Source organism: Pseudomonas sp. FP2338, from assembly GCF_030687515.1.
Lineage (GTDB): Bacteria > Pseudomonadota > Gammaproteobacteria > Pseudomonadales > Pseudomonadaceae > Aquipseudomonas > Aquipseudomonas salomonii.
This window is the reverse complement of the sequence record NZ_CP117436.1, coordinates 4,613,594-4,633,565: the sequence shown is the minus strand read 5'-3', so window position 1 is coordinate 4,633,565 and position 19,972 is coordinate 4,613,594. Positions and strand designations below refer to the sequence as shown.

The window sequence follows — 19,972 nt, the reverse complement described above, 5'->3', positions numbered from 1 at the left end:
TTAAAACTCGGTTGTTGGCAATAGGGGCCGCTACGCGCCCCAGCGCGAGCAAGCTCGCTCGCCACAGGGTTTGTGCGCACCCATTACAGCGGGTGGCGCCAAATCTGCAGGGTTGTGGCAAACTTCGCAGTCATAAAGACCGGTAACGCCGCGAAACGCGTGGCGCGATGGGATAAAGCGTTGCCAGTTTGATGCCCGCTGGAAGGCATCGAACGACTTAAAGTTTGGTACGACGGTACCAATTTCTTCTCTGCCTGACAGATTTAGAGGAACGACCGTGCATAACGTCGTCATCAGCGGCACTGGCCTGTACACCCCGGCCAACAGCATCTCCAACGAAGAGCTGGTGCAGTCTTTCAATGCTTACGTGCAACAGTTCAACAGCGATAACGCCGCGGCCATCGAGCGCGGTGAGGTGCAGGCGCTGACCGAGTCGAGCGCGGCCTTTATCGAGAAGGCTTCGGGCATCAAGAGCCGTTTTGTGATGGACAAGGACGGCATCCTTGACCCGCAACGCATGGCCCCGCGCTTGCCCGAGCGCAGCAACGACGAGTGGTCGGTCCTCTGCCAGATGGCCATCGGCGCCGCCGAACAGGCCCTGCAGCGCGCCGGCAAGACCGCCGCCGACATTGATGGCGTGATCGTCGCCTGCTCCAACCTGCAGCGCGCCTACCCGGCCATCGCCATTGAAGTCCAGGAAGCCTTGGGCATCCAGGGTTTCGGCTTCGACATGAACGTGGCGTGTTCCTCGGCCACCTTCGGCATCCAGAACGCCGCCAACAGCATCCAGCTGGGCCAGGCCCGGGCGATCCTGATGGTTAACCCGGAAGTCTGCACCGGCCACCTGAATTTCCGCGACCGCGACAGCCATTTTATCTTCGGTGATGCGGCCACGGCGGTGATCCTCGAGCGCGCTGATCTGGCGACCTCCGAGCACCAGTTCGACGTGGTCAGCACCAAGCTGCTGACCAAGTTCTCCAATAACATCCGCAACAACTTCGGTTTCCTCAACCGTACCGCCGAAGAAGGCATCGGCGCGCCGGACAAACTGTTCGTGCAGGAAGGCCGCAAAGTCTTCCGTGATGTCTGCCCGATGGTTGCCGAGTTGATCGGTGTGCACCTGGAAGAAAACCAGTTGAACGTGACCGACGTGAAGCGCTTCTGGCTGCACCAGGCCAACCTGAGCATGAACCACCTGATTGTGAAGAAACTGCTGGGCCGCGAAGCCTCGGTGGAGGAAGCGCCGGTGATCCTTGATACTTACGCCAATACCAGCTCGGCAGGTTCGGTGATTGCGTTTCACACCTACCAGGACGATCTGCCCAAGGGCTCGGTTGCAGTGCTCAGCTCGTTCGGCGCGGGTTACTCGATTGGCAGCGTGATCCTGCGCAAGCGCTGATCCTGTGGGAGCTGGCTTGCCTGCGATGGCATCACTGTGGTGTGACTGATCCACCGGGGTGCCTGCATCGCAGGCAAGCCAGCGCCCACATCGACCGTATTCCAAGGTAATTTGAGGTAAACAATGGCAGCAGCCGACGACGCGCACCTGCTTGAACGGCTGCTCAAGGGCGAGCAGCGGGCCTACAAGGAACTGGTCACCACTTACCAGAGCGCCATGCGCGCGGTAGCCTATGCCATTGTCGGCCAGCGCCACGCCGATGAAGTGGTGCAAGACGCCTGGCTGTCGGTGGTACGCAACCTGGCCAAGTTCGAAGGGCGCTCCAGCCTCAAGACCTGGCTGCTGACCATCACCGCCAACTCCGCCAAGGGCCGCTACAAACAGAATCGTCGGGAAGTATTGCTCGATGATTTGCCTTCGCCCCACGGCACCATTGGTGATGATCGCTTCGTCCCCGACGACGGCCACTGGGCTGTTGCGCCTTACGCCTGGCACCAGGACACCCCGGAAGCCTTGCTGACCGAGGATGAGCTGCGCAAATGCCTGGAGCATACACTCCTGAGTTTGTCGGAGCTGCAAAGCAGCGTGCTGGTGCTGCGTGAACGCCAAGGCCTGGAGTTGGAGGAGATTTGTAATCTTCTGACCCTCTCGCTCTCCAATGTTCGTGTGCTGTTGCATCGAGCACGGCTTAAAGTCTTCGCCACGGTGGAGCATTTTGAGGAAACGGGTGAATGTTGACCTGTAAGGAACAAGTGGCGCGGTCCAGTGACTACCTCGATGGGCAATTGACCTTTCGAGAGCGTTTGCTGGTGCGTCATCACTTGATGTTCTGCCCCAACTGCCGGCGATTTATTCGTCAGATGCGCCTGATGCAGGCGACGTTGAAGATCCTGCCGCAGGAGCCGGTAAAGGATGTTGATGCACTGGCTGATCGGCTGGCGGCCGAAAGGCTCAAGGATCAGTAACGGCGGGGAAGAGCCAGGCTCGCGTGGGTGAGTCGAACGGATGATGGGGATCGACCCATCCACGCAAGGCTGTTGAAACCCCCTCGGGCCGTCCTGGCCCAAGGGTTATTGCACACACATTTAGAACTTGGCTTCAGCATCCAGCTGCAGGGTGTTGGTGTTGGCATCACGCTGCGTGCGGCTGGCGTAGTCAGCCTTGGTCAGGAAGTACGTGGCGCCGAGGGCGAAGTTCTTGTCGATGTCGTAGCTGACTTTGAGCTTGTGACCGCGCGAACCGGTGGTGCCGTTGGCGAAGTCCGAATCGGTGAACGCGCCAACCACTGCATCACGCTGAGTATCGCGGTAGTTGTAGTCCAGGTTGAAACCGAACACCTTGGATTTGGCACCGATCAACCAAGCGGTGTCCTGGTCGGTCACTGCATCGTTGTTTTTCACGTACTGGCCGTAGAACGCCAAAGGCACGGCCAGGCCGCCGATGTCGGCTTGGGCAAAGCCTTCATACAGGCGGAATTCGTTGTTGGCCGAGTTGCCGTTGACCGCCAGCGCGCATGGCGTGGTGGTGGTTGTGCAGCGGCTGTCCTTGTCGTTCTGGTAGGCGTAGACGCTGCCGCCCAGGGTCATTTTCAGGTTGTCGGTGAGCGAGAAGCGCGTGCCCAACTGGCCGGACGTCAGGCGCAGGTCATGGCGAAATTGCACGCCGTCGCCGTCCACGTTGTCCTTGAGGTTGTAGTTACCCAGGCTGCCGAACAGCTCGGCGCTGCCGCCCAATGGGTACTTGTAGGTGACGGCCAGGCCTTCAGGGTTGATGTCGCTATCCCAGATCACGTCGCCCATGTTCACCCACGGTTGCAGCATCTTGCCGCCGATCACGTGCAGGTTCTTGATCTGGTCCGGGTGGTAGTCGATGTAGCCCAGGTCCAGCCAGATCGACTTCTTGTCGAAGTAGTTGTCCTGGTCCTGGTTGGTGGAGCGCGCGTCGTCGCTGCTGCCGGTGGCCACGCGGATGCCGGTGTCGACCTGGGAGTTGATCTCGGTGTAGGCGCCCAGGCGGGCACGGATGCGCTGACGGTCTTTGTCGCGGCCGCCGTTGTTGGATTCGCCCTGGATCTTCACGGTTTCCTGACGGAAGCGCACATCACCCTTGAGCTGGGTGCGCGCGGCCCAGGCCAGCTTCTGATCGAAGACGCTGAGGTCGTTGGTTTTTTTCGCGGTGGCCGCGATCTGCTCGTTGGTCTCTTGTTGAGCTTGCTGTGCGATCTGCTTTTCTTTCTGGTCCTTGGCTAATTCCGTTTGCAGTTCAGTGTACTGCGCAGCGGTGATCTGGCCGTTGGCCTTGAGCATGTCGAGCAATTTAGCGTCGACTGCAGCGCTGGCCGGAACGCTCAGGGCCAGCAACAGGCCGCCACACAGGGCCGCCGCAGTTTTAGTGGAAGCAAGACGCATATCAATCTCCGAAAGTGAGGAGGGATGGCAAACCATCCAGGACACAACCGACCGATGACGGACGGAAAATAGCCGCCTGGTAGAACCAGGCGCTCTAAAAACAGGCGTCAGTATCACGATCGTTTATGACGGAGTAGTGGCTAAGTGATTTCACCTAGATGACAAATTATTTAATCTGGAACTAATTGTTTCGAGGTTTGTCCCGCTCGTTTCGAGGTGTGCCTGGCGCCGCGATAGGCGATACTCGCCAGGCTTTCACGCCAAGAAACAGAGAGGATGCCGATGCCGCTGCAACGCCTGGACAAGCTGTCTGCAATCGCCCCACAAGTCTGGGATGCGCTGGTGCCGCAGGCCCAACCCTTTGTGCGGCATGCCTTTCTGAGTGCGCTGGAAGACAGCGCCAGCCTGGGCCCGCAGTCCGGTTGGCAGCCCGAGCATTTGCTGCATTGGGAAGGCGAACGGCTGGTGGCGGCCCTGCCCAGCTACCGCAAGTGGCACTCCTATGGCGAGTACGTGTTTGATCACGGCTGGGCGGATGCCTGCGCGCGCGCGGGCATCGAGTACTACCCCAAGTTGCTGACGGCGGTGCCGTTCAGTCCGGTGAGTGGCCCGCGCTTGCTGGCCAGGAATGCCGAGGACGGGTTTGAACTGCTGGGTAGCCTGCCCGGTTATCTGGAAATCGAAGGGCTCTCCAGTGCCCATATCAACTTCACCGACCCGTTGGCCGATGCCGCACTGGCTGGGCAGGCGGGTTGGTTGCAGCGCCTGGGCTGCCAGTTTCACTGGCAAAACCGCGGTTATCGCGACTTCCAGGACTTTCTCGATGCCTTGAGTTCACGCAAGCGCAAACAGATGCGCAAAGAACGCGAGCAAGTTGCCGGGCAGGGCATCGATTTTGAATGGTTGCAAGGCCATGAGTTAAGCGAGGCGCAGTGGGATTTTGTCTACGCCTGCTACGCCAATACCTACGCGGTGCGTCGCCAGGCACCCTACCTGACCCGCGCCTTTTTCAGCCTGCTGGCCGAGCGCATGCCCGAGGCGATTCGCGTGGTGCTGGCCAAACAAGGCACACGCCCGGTGGCCATGGCCTTCAGCCTGATCGGTGGCGACAGTTTCTACGGCCGTTACTGGGGCTGCCTGGCCGAGTTCGACCGCCTGCATTTTGAAACCTGCTTCTACCAGGGCATGGACTACGCCATCGCCCACGGCCTGCAACGTTTCGACGCCGGCGCCCAGGGCGAACACAAGTTGATTCGCGGGTTTGAGCCGGTGATCACACGGTCGTGGCACTACCTGCGCCATCCCGGTTTGAAGAATGCTGTCGAAGACTTCCTGGAACGCGAGCGGGTTGGGATTCTGGCGTATGCCGAAGAGGCGAGGGCAGCCCTGCCTTATCGGCAGGGCTGAACCCGTTTGCCTCAGGCCGGCTGCTCCTTGCCCAGCCATCGATAGGTCACGCCACCGATTACAGCGCCGAGGATTGGCGCCAGCCAGAACATCCACAACTGCTGGATCGCCCACCCGCCGACGATCAATGCCGGGCCGGTACTGCGGGCCGGGTTGACCGAAGTGTTGGTCACGGGAATGGAGATCAAGTGGATCAAGGTCAGGGCCAGGCCGATGGCGATAGGTGCAAGACCTGGCGGGGCACGACGGTCGGTGGCGCCGAGAATGATCAGCACGAACATCGCTGTCATCACCAGCTCACAGACAAACCCCGCAGCCATCGAGTAGCCCCCTGGCGAATGCTCGCCGTAGCCGTTGGAGGCCAGGCCGCCGGCTAGCTCAAAGCCCGGTTTGCCGCTGGCAATGAAGTACAACAGTGCAGCAGCGACGGTGGCGCCGATTACCTGCGCGACGATGTAAGCCGGTAAATCTCTGGCCGCAAACCGCCCGCCCACGACCAGCCCCACTGACACTGCCGGGTTGAGGTGGCACCCACTGATATGCCCGATGGCAAACGCCATGGTCAGCACCGTCAGCCCGAAGGCCAGGGCCACACCCAGGAACCCGATCCCGACGGCGGGAAACGCTGCGGCCAACACCGCACTCCCGCAACCGCCCAACACCAGCCAAAACGTACCTAACCCCTCTGCGACTGAACGTTTGAACAAAGACATGCGACACGTCCTTGATAGATAGCTCTACCGAATCAGTAAATCAATGATGCTCCCTGCAGATTTACTTCAGCGCCCCTCTGGGCACTGCACTGATTACAGCACGCTTTTGATATAAATCCAGGCCATAAAAAAGCGCCAGGGGCCCGTGCATGAGGGGCTTGGCGCTGATTAAAGGTGGGAGCTGGCTTGCCTGCGATTGCGGTGTGCCAGATAACCGATTCGTTACTGACGGTGCGCTATCGCAGGCAAGCCAGCTCCCACATTGTTTCGCGGTGTACTTTTAATCGATACCGACGAACCCGCCGGTCTGGTGCTGCCACAACCTGGCATACAAGCCACCATGGGCCAGCAATTCGGCATGGCTGCCGGTCTCGGCGATCTGGCCTTTTTCCAGCACTACCAGGCGGTCCATGCGGGCAATGGTCGACAAGCGGTGCGCAATCGCGATCACGGTCTTGCCTTGCATCAGCGTTTCCAGGCTTTCCTGGATCGCCGCTTCCACTTCCGAATCCAGCGCCGACGTCGCTTCGTCCATGATCAGAATCGGCGCGTCCTTGAGCAGCACTCGCGCAATGGCAATGCGCTGGCGTTGCCCGCCCGAGAGTTTCACCCCGCGCTCGCCCACGTGTGCATCCAGCCCGGTGCGGCCTTCGGCATCCGACAACAGCGGGATGAACTCATCGGCGCGGGCTTTGTGGATGGCGGCGTTGAGTTCTTCATCGCTGGCATCCGGTTTGCCATACAACAAGTTGTCACGGATCGAACGATGCAGCAGCGAGGTGTCCTGGGTGATCATGCCAATCTGTGCCCGCAAGGACTCCTGGGCGACTTCGGCGATGTTCTGGCCGTCGATCAGGATGCGCCCGCCTTGCAGGTCGTACAGGCGCAGCAGCAGGTTGACCAGGGTAGATTTACCCGCACCGGAGGGGCCGATCAGGCCGATTTTCTCACCGGCCTTGATCTGAAGGTTCAAGCCGCCAATGATCCCGCTCTTCTTGCCATAGTGGAAATCCACCTGCTCGAAACGTACTTCGCCGTGGGGCACCTGCAGGCGCGGCGCGTTTTCGCGGTCGGTCACCGCCAGCGGTGCCGCGATGGTTTTCAAACCGTCCTGCACCATGCCGATATTTTCGAAGATGCCGTTGACCACCCACATGATCCAGCCGGACATGTTGACGATACGGATCACCAGGCCAGTGGCGAGGGCGATGGCGCCCACGGAAATCAGCGACTGCGTCCACAGCCACAAGGCCAGGCCAGTGGTGGTGACGATCAGCACGCCGTTCAAGGTGCAGATCACCACGTCCATGCTGGTGAGCACGCGCGCGGCCAACTGGGTTTTTTCGGTCTGCTCGATGATCGCTTCCTTGGCGTACTCCTGCTCATTCTGCGTATGGGCGAACAGCTTCAAGGTGGTGATGTTGGTGTAGCCGTCGACAATGCGGCCCATCAGTTTGGAGCGCGCTTCGGAGGAGATCACTGAGCGTTCTTTCACGCGGGGCACGAAGTAACGCAGCGCCAGGCTGTAGAGAATGATCCAGGTGATCAGCGGGATCATCAGGCGCCAGTCCGCCTCGGCAAACAGCACCAGCGCGCTGATGGCGTAGATCGACACATGCCAGATGGCCTCCGCCGTCGCCACTGCCGAATCGCGCAAGGAGTTGCCGGTTTGCATGATGCGCTGGGCGATGCGCCCGGCGAAATCGTTCTGGAAGAAGTTCAAGCTCTGCTTGAGTACGTAGCTATGGTTCTGCCAGCGGATCAAGCTGGTCATGCCGGGGTTGATGGTCTGGTGCACCAGCAAGTCATGCAGGCCGTTGAAGATCGGACGCAGCAGCAGGGCCACCACGGCCATCCAGATCAGTTCGGCACTGTGAATCTGGAAAAAATTCGCGGGCGGTGTGCCTTGGGCCAAATCGATAATGCGGCTCAGGTAGCTGAACAGCGCCACTTCGATCAACGCACCAATCAGGCCGACCACCAGCAAGGCGGCAAAGCTTGGCCATACCTGGCGCAGGTAGTAGAGGTAGAAAGGCAGGACTTTATCAGGAGGGGCGGCGCTGGGAGCGTCGCGGAAGATGTCGATCAGTTGTTCAAAGCGACGATAGAGCATTCAGTCTGACGCCCGCGCTGCGGGCTCTCCTTTCAAATGCGCACGCGGCGTTGTGGGCCGCGTGCGGAGCTTGCTGCGGACCTCAGTCGATGCGCTTGGCCGACTTGATCACCACAGGATCGATTGGCACGTTTTGCATGCCTTGCTTGGTAGTGGTTTGCGAGTTGACGATAACATCGACGACGTCCATGCCCTTGACCACTTTGGCGAACACGGCATAACCCGCATCGCGGCCCGGGTCGAGGAAGGCATTGTCGGCCACGTTGATGAAGAATTGGCTGGTGGCCGAATTTGGATCATTGGTGCGTGCCATCGACAAGGTGCCGCGCACATTATGCAGGCCGTTGCTGGCTTCGTTCTTGATCGGCGCTTCGGTCGGCTTCTGCGACATCTGCGCGGTGAAACCGCCGCCCTGGACCATGAAGCCCGGGATCACGCGGTGGAAAATCGTGTTGGTGTAGAAGCCTTTGTCGACATAGGCCAGGAAGTTCTTGGTGCTGATCGGCGCCTTGACCGGGTCCAGTTCGATTTCGATGTCGCCGTTGGTGGTGGTGATCAGGACGTGAGGGGCCTTGGCAGGCTCAGCAGCCATCAGGTTGGCTGCGAACAATACGGAGCCGGCAAAGAAGGCGATTTTTTTCAGCATGGGTCAGTGATCCTGGGTAGTGGTTTCGACTGTCTTTAGAAAATCGAGCAAGGTAGCGTTAAAGACTTCGGGTTGGTCCAAGGGCGTGGCATGGCGGGAATCCTCGATCACCACCAGCCGCGCATCGGGCAGCAGTTTTACATAGTTTTCTTTGTGCGCCACGGGGGTGTAGTCGTGGTCGGCGCTGATGACCAGCGTAGGACAGGTAATTCGGGAAAGTTGTTCCTGTACGCCCCAGCCGACAATCGCATCGAAGCTGGCGAGATAAGCACGTTTGTCGTTTTTTGCCCAGCGTTCGGCCATTTTGCGCCGCAGGTCGGCTTGCTCGGGTTTTGGGAACAGCCGATCGCCCAGGGCCTTGCCGATGGTGGCCAGGCTGAGCACGCGCGCCAGGCTCCAGCGCTTGGCCCATTGCCAGTAATCATCGGCGCTGCGCACCTTGACCTCCGGTGCGCTGTTGACGATGCACAGGCTCGTGACCCGCGCGGGCTCGTCCACGGCCAGCTGGAACGCGATCATGCCGCCCATGGACAAGCCCACGACATGGGCGGCCGGCAGGTTCAGGTGTTCGATCAACGCCAGCAGATCGAAGGTAAAACCCTGGATGCTGTAGCGTTCGCGGGGTTTGTCGGAGCGTCCGTGACCGCGTACATCCACCACGATCAGGCGGTAATGCCGGGCCAGCACCGGAATCTGCAATTCCCAATCCTGGCTGCTGGAACCCAGGCCGTGGATCAGGATCAGCGGGGTGCCGTGACCGTATTCTTCGTAATGCAGGCTGCAGCCTTCGTGGTCGAACCAGGCCATGGGTGAACTCCGTTTCAGGCTTGCTGGGGAGCGGCGAAAGGTGCGTCCAGGGGAGCGGTGTCAAAGGTGCGCAACAAATCGATAAGAATCTGCGTGGCCGGCCCCAGGGGTTTGTCTTTGTTCGAGTACAGGTAGAACGTCGGGTTGCGGCTGCCACCCTTTTCCAATGGCAGCTGCTTGAGCAGGCCATCTTTGAGTTCGCGTTCGATCAAGTGTCGGGGCAACCAGGCGAAGCCCAGGCCGCTGCTGACGAAAGTGGCGGCGGTGGGCAAGCTGCCGACGGTCCAGCGCTGTTCGGCGCCAAGCCAGCCGACATCGCGCGGCTGTTGGCGACCGGAGTCACGGATCACCACTTGCATCTGGCTTTCCAGGTCCTGGAAGCTCAACTCGCGGTTCAGGCGATGCAACGAGTGGTCGGGATGGGCCACGGCAATAAATTCCACGTCGCTCATTTCGGTGCCCAGGTAGCCCGGAATGATGAAACTGCTGATGGCCAGGTCAGCCATGCCATCTATCAACAGCTCTTCAACCCCCGACAGCACTTCTTCACGCAGGCGCACGCGGCAGCCACGGCTTTGCGGCATAAAGGCGGTGAGGGCACGCACCAGGCGCGCATTCGGGTAGGCGGCGTCCACCACCAGGCGTACTTCGGCTTCCCAGCCCTGTTCCATATGGTGGGCGAGGTCTTCCAGTTGGCTGGCATTTTTGACCAGTTGCCGCGAGCGGCGCAACAGCACTTCACCAGCCTCGGTGAGCACGGCCTTGCGCCCGTCGATGCGCAGCAATGGCACGCCAAGCTGGTCTTGCATGCGGGCCACGGTGTAGCTCACCGAGGACTGCGAACGGTGCAGTGCTTCAGCCGCCTGGGCGAAGCCACCGTGGTCGACCACGGCCTGCAGCGTGCGCCATTGATCGAGGGTAACGCGGGGCGCTTTCAAGATGAGCTCCTCTTGTCCTAAGCTGGCGGTCCTTATTGGAGACTGCCGAATGAGAAAATTCTGTTGTGTGTTGCTGGCGCTGCTGCCGATGAGCGCGTTTGCCTATCCCACCGACGTTACTAAAAAGATCGAGGGCGTGAGCATTGACTACACGGCGTCCGACGTCGACAACGACATCAGTTCGATACAGCTCAATAACTACGGCACCAATGACGCGGTGTGCTCGGTAACCTTCACCAACGGCCCGGAATCGCCGCGTCGCCGAACGGTCACGGTGCCGGCAGGTAAAAGCACCAACACCACGGTCAAATTCACCCGCTCGATTATCAAGATGCGTATCGCCCTGGCGTGCGCGCCAAAATAACGCGGCAGCGGAGCATGCCCACAGCAATACTCCGCTTATAAACAAATTTATAGATGGGTTATAGCAGTTTTTTACGCTTTTTTATCGAATTGGCTCTGTTTAATCTTCACTCCATCGCCTTACAGCATTTACAGATGGAGCCTACCCAGCCATGTCCAATGTTCTGATCATCGAAAGCAGCGCCCGCCAGCAGGATTCGATTTCCCGCCAGCTGACTCAACAGTTCATCAGCCAATGGCAGGCCGCCCACCCGGCGGATCAGATCACTGTGCGTGATGTGGCCCTCAACCCGGTCCCGCACCTGGACGCCAACCTGCTCGGCGGCTGGATGAAACCCGCCGACCAGCGCAGCGGCATCGAACAGGCGTCCCTGGACCGCTCCAACGAACTGACTGACGAGTTGCTCGCCGCCGATGTGCTGGTGATGGCCGCGCCGATGTACAACTTCGCCATTCCCAGCACCCTTAAAGCCTGGCTGGACCACGTGCTTCGCGCCGGTGTGACCTTCAAGTACACCGCCACCGGCCCGCAGGGTTTGCTGACCGGCAAGCGCGCCATTGTGTTGACCGCCCGCGGTGGCATCCACACCGGCGCCACCTCCGATCACCAGGAACCGTACCTGCGCCAGGTCATGGCGTTTATCGGGATTCATGACGTCACTTTCATTCATGCCGAAGGCGTGAACCTGAGCGGTGACTTCCAGGAGAAGGGCATCAACCACGCCAAAGCGCTGCTGGCACAGGTCGCTTAACGCTTTAATCGTCACATAATCGTGTGGTGTTTATATCGCCCCACGCAAACCCTTCAAGTACGCGTATCGAACCTCCCTTTGCACTTGTTGCTCCTGAGTGCTCCTGCCCGACTGCCGCTATAGCGAGGTCGGGTTTTTTTTGCCTTGAGTTTCAGTAAACGCCGAAAACCTTTAATGTCCCGCCCATTCGAAACGAGGCGCGCATGGGCTACTTACTGGTTGTCACCCTGATTCAGGCATTTTCCTTCAGCTTGATCGGCGAATACCTCGCCGGTCACGTTGACAGCTACTTCGCCGTGCTGGTGCGCGTGGTATTGGCCGGGCTGATTTTCATCCCGCTGACCCGTTGGCGTTCGGTGGCGCCACCCTTCATGCGCGGCATGTTGCTGATCGGCGCGCTGCAGTTCGGCGTGACGTATGTGTGCCTGTACTTGAGCTTTCGTGTACTTACGGTGCCGGAAGTATTGCTGTTCACTATCCTCACACCGTTGCACGTGACCCTGATTGAAGACGCGCTTAACCGCCGTTTCAACCCGTGGGCATTGGTTGCTGCGCTGGTGGCCGTGGGCGGCGCGGCCGTGATTCGCTTCGACCAGATCACGCCGAACTTTCTGATGGGCTTCTTGCTGCTGCAACTGGCCAACTTTACCTACGCCGCCGGGCAGGTGATGTACAAGCATTTGGTGGCGCGTTATCCGAGCGATTTGCCGCACTACCGGCGCTTTGGCTACTTCTACGTGGGCGCCTTGATCGTGGTGCTGCCGGCGTTCCTGCTGTTCGGCAAAACCAACTTCCTGCCCGAAGCGCCGCTGCAATGGGGCGTGCTGGTGTTTCTCGGGCTGGTCAGCACTGCGCTGGGCATGTACTGGTGGAACAAAGGCGCCTGCCTGGTCAACGGTGGCACACTGGCAGTGATGAACAACCTGCATGTGCCGGTGGGGTTGCTGCTGAACCTGCTGATCTGGAATCAGCACGAGCCGCTGGGGCGGTTGGCGTTGGGTGGGTTGGTGATTCTGGGGGCGGTGTGGGTCAGTCGCTTGGGTGTGCGTCAGCAAGCGGCCTAACGCTGACCCTAATGTGGGCTTGCGCTAATGCCAGCCAGTTAAGAGCTAGAACTGACAACCAGTAACCTGTGGCGAGGGAGCTTGCTCCCGCTGGGCCGGGCTGGCGCTCCAGCGCGAAGCGGCCCTGCTCTTTGCTTTAAAAGCATGGGACTGCTACGCAGTCCAACGGGAGCAAGCTCCCTCGCCACAATTACCGGCTATCTCTTAACTGCAAGCCCCCACAGGGAATTGATGGCGTCAGGCAGATTCGTTTTCCAACGCTGGCAAATGGCTGGCCCCCAACACTGCCGGCAACACCCCGGCGCGTAGATCATTGCCACTCGGCTGCTGATACAGGCTCAAGCCAAACTCCGGCAACACCGCCAGCAAATAATCAAAGATATCGCCTTGGATGCGCTCGTAATCGCCCCACGCCGTGGTGCGCGTGAAGCAGTAGATCTCCAGCGGCACGCCTTGGGCAGTGGTTTGCATCTGGCGCACCATGCAGGTCATGTTCGGCTGGATGTCCGGGTGGCTTTTCAGGTACGCCAGGGCGTAGGCACGGAAGGTGCCGAGGTTGGTCATGCGGCGGCGGTTGGCCGACAGTTGCGCGCTGTGGCCCTGGGCTTCGTTCCAGGCCTTGAGTTCGGCCTGCTTGCGGCTGATGTAGTCGGTGAGCAGGTGTACCTGGGTCATGCGCACTTCTTCGTCGTCGCGCAAAAAGCGCACGCCGCTGGCGTCGATATACAGGCTGCGCTTGATACGGCGCCCGCCGGACGCCTGCATGCCGCGCCAGTTCTTGAACGACTCCGACATCAGGCGCCAGGTCGGGATCGAGACAATGGTTTTGTCGAAGTTCTGCACCTTGACCGTGTGCAGGGTGATATCCACCACATCACCGTCGGCGCCGACCTGGGGCATCTCGATCCAGTCGCCGACCCGTAGCATGTCGTTGCTGGTCAGCTGCACGCTGGCCACAAACGACAGCAGCGTGTCCTTGTACACCAACAAAATCACGGCCGACATGGCACCCAAACCGGAGAGCAGCAACAGCGGTGAACGATCGATCAAGGTGGCGACGATGATGATCGCGGCAAACACGAACAGCACCATCTTCGCCAACTGCACATAGCCCTTGATCGAGCGCGTGCGGGCATGTTCGGTGCGCGCGTAGATATCCAGCAAGGCGTTGAGCAGGGCGCTTACGGCCAGCGTCATGAACAGGATGGTGAACGCCAGCGCCACATTGCCGATAAACAAGGTGGCGGTCTTACTCAGGTCGGGCACCAGGTACAGGCCGAACTGGATCACCAGGGAAGGCGTCATCTGCGCCAGGCGGTGAAAGACTTTGTTATGCCGCAGGTCATTGAGCCAGTGCAGCGCCGGTTGCCGGCCGAGCAGTTTGATGGCGTGGAGGATGAGGTAGCGCGCTACCCGTCCGACCAATAAGGCGACTACCAGCAATATCAGCAAACCCAGGCTGGAATGCAGCAGTGGGTGTTCATCGAGGGCGCCCCAAAGGTCTTGGACGTTAAGCCAGAGCTGTTTGATATCCATGGGTAAAACCGATTCTTCTGTAAGACAACACGGGCCGATTAGAGCATTTATGTGCAACAAAGTTGGTTTTGTGGACAAATCTGCTGACAAAAAAGCAGCTGATTAGCGCCGTTCGCGTAAAGAAACTCGGTTTGAGCGCCCGAAACCGTTACCCTATGCAGCTGATATTTTGTATTTCTTCGAGGTAGCACCCGTGTTTTCCCAATTCGCCCTGCACGAACGCCTGCTCAAAGCCGTGGCCGAGCTTAAATTTGTCGAGCCTACGCCTGTGCAAGCAGCGGCCATCCCGCTCGCGCTCCAAGGGCGTGACCTGCGGGTGACGGCGCAAACCGGCAGCGGTAAAACCGCTGCTTTCGTCTTGCCGGTGCTGAACCGCCTGATTGGCCCGGCCAAAGTGCGCGTGAGCATCAAGACCCTGATCCTGCTGCCGACCCGCGAGCTGGCCCAGCAGACCTTGAAGGAAGTGGAGCGCTTTTCGCAGTTCACCTTCATCAAGTCCGGCATCATCACCGGCGGTGAAGACTTCAAGGTCCAGGCCGCCATGTTGCGCAAGGTGCCCGACATCCTGATCGGCACTCCAGGCCGCATGATCGAGCAGCTCAACGCCGGCAACCTCGACCTCAAGGAAGTCGAAGTGCTGGTGCTCGACGAAGCCGACCGCATGCTCGACATGGGCTTTGCCGACGACGTGCAGCGCCTTGTGGCCGAGTGCGTCAACCGTCAGCAGACCATGCTGTTCTCCGCCACCACCGGCGGTTCGACCTTGCGCGACATGGTTGCCAAGGTGCTGAACAACCCTGAGCACTTGCAGGTCAACAACGTCAGCGACCTGAACGCGACCACGCGTCAGCAGATCGTGATGGCCGACCACAACGTCCACAAAGAACAGATCCTGAACTGGTTGCTGGCCAACGAGACCTATCAGAAGGCCATCGTCTTCACCAATACCCGTGCAGCAGCCGACCGCATCTACGGTCGTCTGGTGGCTCAGGAATACAAGGCGTTCGTGCTGCACGGCGAGAAAGATCAGAAGGACCGCAAGCTGGCCATCGACCGCCTCAAGGCCGGCGGCGTTAAGATCCTGGTCGCCACCGACGTTGCCGCCCGAGGCCTGGACGTGGATGGCCTGGACATGGTCATCAACTTCGACATGCCGCGCAGCGGCGACGAGTACGTACACCGTATCGGCCGGACCGGGCGTGCCGGCAACGATGGCCTGGCCATCTCGCTGATCTGCCACGGCGACTGGAACCTGATGTCGAGTATCGAGCGCTACCTCAAGCAGTCGTTCGAGCGCCGCACCATCAAGGAAGTCAAAGGCACCTACACCGGGCCGAAGAAGGTCAAGGCGTCGGGCAAAGCCGTTGGCGTGAAGAAGAAAAAGACCGACGCCAAGGGCGACAAGAAGAAAACCGGCGCCAAGTCGCCGACCAAGCGCAAGATCGCCAACCGGCCGAAGACCGACAACCTGTCGCTCGTCAGCAAGGACGGCATGGCGCCGCTCAAGCGCCGCAAGCCAGAAGCGCCAGCTGCCGAATAAGGCCGCTGATATGAAAAAACCGGACGCTGTCCGGTTTTTTTTTGCCCTCAGTTAATCGTTCCTACGCTCTGCGTGGGAATGCCGCCAGGGGCGCTCCGCGTCCCGTTGTGGTGGTTAATTTTTTGCTTTGGCGGCCGCCTCATCCAGCTCCCTGAGGCGCTGGTCGATCAGTTGGCACTTGTCCGGCAGGTCCGCGCTGGCGGTTTCCAGGTTCATTTTCTGCAGCTCATCGTTAATTTCCTTGGCCTTGGCCGGATTTTGCTGGGTCAGCCTGGTCACTTCCTTGGCCAGTTGTTCGCGTTTGGCCGTGGCCTCTTCCGGCGTGCAGGCCCAGGCAGGCAGGGCGCTCAGCAGGGTGGCGGCGATGGCCAGGTTCATCAGGGTTTTCATGGTCGGACCTCCTTGGCAGTGATGTTCAGTTGAGGGGGCGAACGTCTGGAAAGTTCAGAGAAATGACGCTCGTCTATTCGGGTGAACGGCCAGTGCACGGTCGTGTCATTACCTCTAACGGGCCACTTTTTAATCTGCCCGCAGGAGGAATCAGGATGACGACTTACAACTGGGATCTGATCGAGCGACTGCTGCATGAAGTGCAGAACGGTGAAGGCAGCTTTGCGCCGCGCAAATACGCCGAGCAGGAAGCGGCCGAGAAGGCCACGGCGGGCGAATCCACCGGTAACCTGGACGCGTTGAAAAAGACCGCCGCCGATTACGAAGCGCTGTTGTTCAAGCGTGGTTTCATTGAATCGCGCCCGGAAGAAGAGGGCGGCAATGGTGAGAACTTCATTCTCACGGCGCTGGGCGCGCAGCTGCTGGCCCTGATCGATAGCTCAATTCCGGGCAACGACCACCCGCGCCAAGTGCTGGACGAGCAGGCCGACGCGCTGGACCCGGCGACGTTCGCCGAGGTGGCTTCCAAGGCGCAGATTGCCTAAAAGAGCACACCCCAAACCAAAATGTGGGAGCGGGATTGCTCGCGAATACAGTGTGTCAGTCAATAGATTCATCGACTGATTCACCGCATTCGCGAGCAAGCCCGCTCCCATATTTTAAATCGAGGCGGCCTTGAGGCATTTGAGGGCCTGGAAGTCACTGCGAACCTTGCCGATTTTTTGTGTGAGTGTCTGGCGCTGCTGCGCCGTGCTTTCGGCCATCAGGTCGATGATCAGGCCGCGCGCAGCGGCTTCGGTCTGTGCATAGGCGGTGCGGTATTGCGGGGTCCACAGGCTCTCGCGGTCGACCAGCAGCTGTTGGATTTTCTGTGGGAAGTCAGCGCTGTGACGCTGCTGCAAGGCATCGATAAATTGCGCCTGCCAATGGGCGCGATTACCGATCCACTCCTGATTCTGTTCACCCAGCGCGGTTGACCACGCCGTCACTCGGTTCTGCTGGCTGGGACTCAACGGCCCCATCCACGCATCCAGGCGTTTGCTCATGCGCTCGGCGCGCTCTTTGATCTGTTGAGCCAGTGGCGGTTTGAGGTATTCGTCCTGGCGCTTGCGCAGGTCTTTGGCCAGCGCCTCACCCATGTCTTTGACTTGTTGATCATCCAGGCCCTGCAGCAACTGGATGGCTGACGGCGTGATCTCGCGGGCCACTTCAGCGATCGCCTGCTTGGCTTCGCTGGTGCGCGCTTGCAGCGCGGCGTCGGTGATCTGGTTGTTGTCGACCATCTGTTGCAGGCGATCAAGCCAGTCCAGGTAGCCCGGCAGTTGAGTGGTGCAGTGCCAGGCCAGGTGTTCCTTGAGGGTGTCATTGAACCAGCTCTTTTGCCCGGCGTTCATGTCCAGGTAGTCGTTGAGGGTCCAGGGGATTATCACATCAAGGTTGCGGTAGGCCAGGCCCACGCGATTGCAGCCGGCGAGCACCAGGCTCAACGTCAGTAAAACCACCAGTAATTTGAGCCGACGCAGCATGGGCGTGTCCTTGCGCAGTGAGGGTTCATGTATGTGAACCTGCGCGGGGCGCGACAGTTCAGCCCATCAATAAAACGACCGTGCGGCCTTTAAGGTCAACAGGCCGTCGCATTGCGAATTGTGTCCGGAGTAGGCCGAGCAGTCGCCGCCACTGAGGCTGGAACCGCTGTAGATCAGGTCCAGGTCCACGCCTTTCCAGGCGCGGGAGAACTGCACCGACCAGTCGCTGAAGCTGCTGATGGTGCCGCCTTCTACCGCCGCCGGCGTGCCGAGTTGGTGGGTGGTGTATTTCATGCTGACGCCGATGCCGAACGGCTGCGTACCGCCGAGGTCGGCAAACAGCGTGCTGTCCTGGCGATCCGGATCGTTGCTGAAGGACACGCCGAAGCGATTGCCCAGCAGGTTCAGGCCGCCGTAGAACTCCTGGCTATCGAGCGGGCTGAGCTTGGGGTAGCTGTAGTGGATCATGCCCACTTCGTAGCCCAGGGTCTGGTCGAAGGGGCGCTTGAAGCCCATGTAGGAGTCGACTTCGAGGTTGTTGGCCGAGGACAGGCCCATATTGGGCGAAAACTGGCCGAAATACAGGCCGCTGTCGTGGCTCAGGTCCAGGCCGCCGTGGAAGGAATCGCTGCCCGGCGAGGTGGGCTTGACCAAACCCTGGGCCATACTGCGGCTGGGCGTGGTGCCCAATTTGAGGTCGAAGTCACCCAGTTCACGCTGAAAAATCTGCGCGTGTACGAGGGTACTTGCCGTAAGGGCAGCGATGAGAAACAAGCAGGGCTTGAGCATGCTTCACTCCATGAAAAGCGAGGAGCAGTTACGAAAAAATCGGACAGATGCCCGTGCTAGACGGGTGCAAGCATACCGGCGAATGCTTCGCGGTGAGCCCCGTTCGTCGATTAGCGCATCAGGAGAGGTAGCAGGAGGGTGTTTCAGACTCTAGTCCTGGCGCCTTGGAAGGCAAGACGCTTAGGAGCTAGATGCGACGCGCGGGTATTACTTTTTGCCCAGGCTGATCTGCTTGGACGGGCCGAAAGTCTGGCCGCTCACGCCCTTGGCAATTTGCTGGATTTCGCCACCGGACTTGAGGAAAGCAGCAATTTGGCTGTTGATCGATTCGCTGGTTTCAACGGCGGGAGCTGGCTTTGCTTTGCTATTGGATGCTTTTACGCGCATGGCGGCCACTAACCTGTAGAAAATTAACTTGGCCAGGCATCGTACAGGAAATACTTGACAATTGCTTGGCAAATATCCCCTGGGAATTACGCGAGCCGCTGTAATCGGCCAAAGTTTGACCTTTAAATAAACCGCTAACTTACTGTTTTAACTCGAAACCACAGGGTTTGTTCGGCTGCCGGCCACCGGCAAAATTCGATCGATTGATCAGACGAGCGGGGCGGTGCCATTACCACGCCACGTTGGCGGGCGATTTTTCAGGCGCACGCGCGTGGCGGGCGCAACTCGGGTAGAATGCCGCCCACGTAACGAAGGTATCTGGAAATGGCTTTAGTCGGGCGCTACAACAGCTTGCAAGTGGTTAAACACACTAACTTTGGTTTGTACCTGGATGGTGCGCAAGATGGCGAAATCCTCTTGCCTAATCGGTATATCCCCAAAGATATTCCCAGTGAAGATGAAGACTGGCTTAACGTTTTCATTTATCTGGACAGCGATGACAAACTTATCGCGACGACTGAAAAGCCGAAAGTTCAAGTCGGCGAATTCGCCAGTTTGAAAGTCGTCGAAGTCAACAGCATCGGCGTATTCCTCGACTGGGGTTTGCCAAAAGACCTGTTGCTGCCGTATTCGGAAGAAAAACGCCAGTTGACCGCCGGTGAATACTGCGTGGTGCATGTCTACCTCGACAAGCACACCAAACGCATCACCGCCACCGCGCGACTTGACCGCTACCTGGATAAGACGCCTGCCAACTACCAGGTGGGCCAGGAAGTCGACCTGCTGGTGGCCGAAGCCACCGACATGGGCTTCAAGGCGATCATCAACAACAAGCACTGGGGCCTGATCCACAAGAACGAAGTGTTCAAGTTCCTGCGCCCGGGCAAGGAAGAGAAAGGCTTTATCAAAGAGATCCGCGCCGATGGCAACATCAGCCTGAGCCTGCAGCCGGTCGGCCAGGAAGCGGCCTCCAGCCTCAACTCGAAGATCCTCGCCAAGTTGCGTGAAAACAACGGCAGCCTGCCGGTCAGCGACAAGAGCGACCCGGCGGTTATCAGTCATTTGTTCGGTGTCAGCAAAGGCAACTTCAAGAAGGCCATTGGTGCGCTCTACAAGCAGGGCCAGATTGTGATTCACGCCGATCGCATTGAACTAAGCTGATCGCGTTTTGCTCTTCTGTAGGTGCCGCTCGGC

At 59.4% G+C, this 19,972-nt stretch carries 21 protein-coding genes; 10 read left to right on the top strand and 11 right to left on the bottom strand.

Features of this window, described 5'->3' with window-relative positions; genetic code table 11:
- The first annotated feature begins 277 nt into the window (after positions 1 to 277).
- From PSH96_RS20910 to PSH96_RS20900, 3 genes are all read left to right on the top strand, one after another.
- A complete protein-coding gene (locus tag PSH96_RS20910; protein WP_056861495.1) occupies positions 278 to 1,399 on the top strand; it encodes a beta-ketoacyl-ACP synthase III in 1,122 nt (373 codons plus the stop codon).
- 123 nt (positions 1,400 to 1,522) lie between these two features.
- Positions 1,523 to 2,137 carry an RNA polymerase sigma factor gene (locus PSH96_RS20905; RefSeq protein ID WP_064453547.1) on the top strand — a complete coding sequence of 205 codons (615 nt, stop codon included), beginning with the start codon at positions 1,523 to 1,525 and terminating at the stop codon, positions 2,135 to 2,137.
- On the top strand, positions 2,131 to 2,364 hold the full coding sequence (locus PSH96_RS20900; protein ID WP_305454796.1) for an anti-sigma factor: 234 nt from the start codon (positions 2,131 to 2,133) through the stop codon (positions 2,362 to 2,364). The genes PSH96_RS20905 and PSH96_RS20900 overlap by 7 nt, the downstream gene beginning before the upstream one ends.
- A gap of 120 nt (positions 2,365 to 2,484) precedes the next feature.
- Here PSH96_RS20900 and PSH96_RS20895 read toward each other — a convergent pair whose 3' ends face one another.
- Entirely contained in the window at positions 2,485 to 3,807 is a 1,323-nt protein-coding gene (locus PSH96_RS20895) for a putative porin (protein ID WP_017134842.1), read from the bottom strand.
- Between the two features lie 282 nt (positions 3,808 to 4,089).
- Between PSH96_RS20895 and PSH96_RS20890 the strand changes: the two genes are divergently transcribed.
- Complete coding sequence (locus PSH96_RS20890; protein ID WP_305454794.1) at positions 4,090 to 5,214, top strand: GNAT family N-acetyltransferase; 1,125 nt, start codon at positions 4,090 to 4,092, stop codon at positions 5,212 to 5,214.
- Positions 5,215 to 5,225: 11 nt separating this feature from the next.
- Here PSH96_RS20890 and aqpZ read toward each other — a convergent pair whose 3' ends face one another.
- From aqpZ to PSH96_RS20865, 5 genes are all read right to left on the bottom strand, one after another.
- Complete coding sequence (gene aqpZ, locus PSH96_RS20885) at positions 5,226 to 5,927, bottom strand: aquaporin Z (protein WP_305454792.1); 702 nt, start codon at positions 5,925 to 5,927, stop codon at positions 5,226 to 5,228.
- A gap of 280 nt (positions 5,928 to 6,207) precedes the next feature.
- Positions 6,208 to 8,040 carry an ABC transporter ATP-binding protein gene (locus tag PSH96_RS20880; protein ID WP_056861493.1) on the bottom strand — a complete coding sequence of 611 codons (1,833 nt, stop codon included), beginning with the start codon at positions 8,038 to 8,040 and terminating at the stop codon, positions 6,208 to 6,210.
- Positions 8,041 to 8,122: 82 nt separating this feature from the next.
- Positions 8,123 to 8,686 carry a peptidylprolyl isomerase A gene (locus PSH96_RS20875; RefSeq protein WP_016979352.1) on the bottom strand — a complete coding sequence of 188 codons (564 nt, stop codon included), beginning with the start codon at positions 8,684 to 8,686 and terminating at the stop codon, positions 8,123 to 8,125.
- Between the two features lie 3 nt (positions 8,687 to 8,689).
- Entirely contained in the window at positions 8,690 to 9,493 is an 804-nt protein-coding gene (locus tag PSH96_RS20870) for an alpha/beta fold hydrolase (protein WP_305454789.1), read from the bottom strand.
- Positions 9,494 to 9,507: 14 nt separating this feature from the next.
- Positions 9,508 to 10,431, bottom strand: coding sequence for a LysR family transcriptional regulator (locus PSH96_RS20865; protein WP_065929812.1), 924 nt, complete (start codon positions 10,429 to 10,431; stop codon positions 9,508 to 9,510).
- Positions 10,432 to 10,480: 49 nt separating this feature from the next.
- On the opposite strand from PSH96_RS20865, the gene PSH96_RS20860 reads away from it, so the two are divergent.
- The 3 genes from PSH96_RS20860 to PSH96_RS20850 all read left to right on the top strand — a co-directional run bounded on the left by PSH96_RS20860 (position 10,481) and on the right by PSH96_RS20850 (position 12,610).
- On the top strand, positions 10,481 to 10,795 hold the full coding sequence (locus PSH96_RS20860) for a 3-phosphoglycerate kinase (RefSeq protein ID WP_065929811.1): 315 nt from the start codon (positions 10,481 to 10,483) through the stop codon (positions 10,793 to 10,795).
- A gap of 151 nt (positions 10,796 to 10,946) precedes the next feature.
- Positions 10,947 to 11,546, top strand: a complete 600-nt coding sequence (locus PSH96_RS20855) for an FMN-dependent NADH-azoreductase (RefSeq protein WP_099486792.1) — start codon at positions 10,947 to 10,949, stop codon at positions 11,544 to 11,546.
- 203 nt (positions 11,547 to 11,749) lie between these two features.
- A complete protein-coding gene (locus PSH96_RS20850) occupies positions 11,750 to 12,610 on the top strand; it encodes a carboxylate/amino acid/amine transporter (protein ID WP_305454786.1) in 861 nt (286 codons plus the stop codon).
- Between the two features lie 237 nt (positions 12,611 to 12,847).
- On the opposite strand, the gene PSH96_RS20845 is transcribed toward PSH96_RS20850, so the two are convergent.
- Positions 12,848 to 14,146, bottom strand: coding sequence for a mechanosensitive ion channel family protein (locus PSH96_RS20845; RefSeq protein ID WP_305454783.1), 1,299 nt, complete (start codon positions 14,144 to 14,146; stop codon positions 12,848 to 12,850).
- Between the two features lie 193 nt (positions 14,147 to 14,339).
- Here PSH96_RS20845 and PSH96_RS20840 point away from each other — a divergent pair, with 193 nt between their 5' ends.
- Positions 14,340 to 15,686, top strand: a complete 1,347-nt coding sequence (locus tag PSH96_RS20840; RefSeq protein WP_026013512.1) for a DEAD/DEAH box helicase — start codon at positions 14,340 to 14,342, stop codon at positions 15,684 to 15,686.
- A 114-nt stretch (positions 15,687 to 15,800) separates the two neighbouring features.
- Here PSH96_RS20840 and PSH96_RS20835 read toward each other — a convergent pair whose 3' ends face one another.
- The gene (locus PSH96_RS20835; RefSeq protein WP_305454780.1) at positions 15,801 to 16,076 is read right to left on the bottom strand and encodes a hypothetical protein; all 276 of its coding nucleotides are present in this window, start codon (positions 16,074 to 16,076) and stop codon (positions 15,801 to 15,803) included.
- 155 nt (positions 16,077 to 16,231) lie between these two features.
- On the opposite strand from PSH96_RS20835, the gene PSH96_RS20830 reads away from it, so the two are divergent.
- On the top strand, positions 16,232 to 16,621 hold the full coding sequence (locus tag PSH96_RS20830; RefSeq protein WP_017134854.1) for a hypothetical protein: 390 nt from the start codon (positions 16,232 to 16,234) through the stop codon (positions 16,619 to 16,621).
- Positions 16,622 to 16,735: 114 nt separating this feature from the next.
- On the opposite strand, the gene PSH96_RS20825 is transcribed toward PSH96_RS20830, so the two are convergent.
- The 3 genes from PSH96_RS20825 to PSH96_RS20815 all read right to left on the bottom strand — a co-directional run bounded on the left by PSH96_RS20825 (position 16,736) and on the right by PSH96_RS20815 (position 18,778).
- The gene (locus PSH96_RS20825) at positions 16,736 to 17,602 is read right to left on the bottom strand and encodes a DUF6279 family lipoprotein (protein ID WP_305454778.1); all 867 of its coding nucleotides are present in this window, start codon (positions 17,600 to 17,602) and stop codon (positions 16,736 to 16,738) included.
- A 66-nt stretch (positions 17,603 to 17,668) separates the two neighbouring features.
- Positions 17,669 to 18,391: a TorF family putative porin gene (locus tag PSH96_RS20820; RefSeq protein ID WP_305454776.1), complete on the bottom strand. Its 723-nt coding sequence runs from the start codon at positions 18,389 to 18,391 to the stop codon at positions 17,669 to 17,671.
- 207 nt (positions 18,392 to 18,598) lie between these two features.
- On the bottom strand, positions 18,599 to 18,778 hold the full coding sequence (locus PSH96_RS20815) for a hypothetical protein (protein ID WP_003193095.1): 180 nt from the start codon (positions 18,776 to 18,778) through the stop codon (positions 18,599 to 18,601).
- A gap of 324 nt (positions 18,779 to 19,102) precedes the next feature.
- Between PSH96_RS20815 and PSH96_RS20810 the strand changes: the two genes are divergently transcribed.
- Positions 19,103 to 19,939, top strand: coding sequence for a S1 RNA-binding domain-containing protein (locus PSH96_RS20810; protein WP_305454774.1), 837 nt, complete (start codon positions 19,103 to 19,105; stop codon positions 19,937 to 19,939).
- Positions 19,940 to 19,972 lie beyond the last annotated feature (33 nt).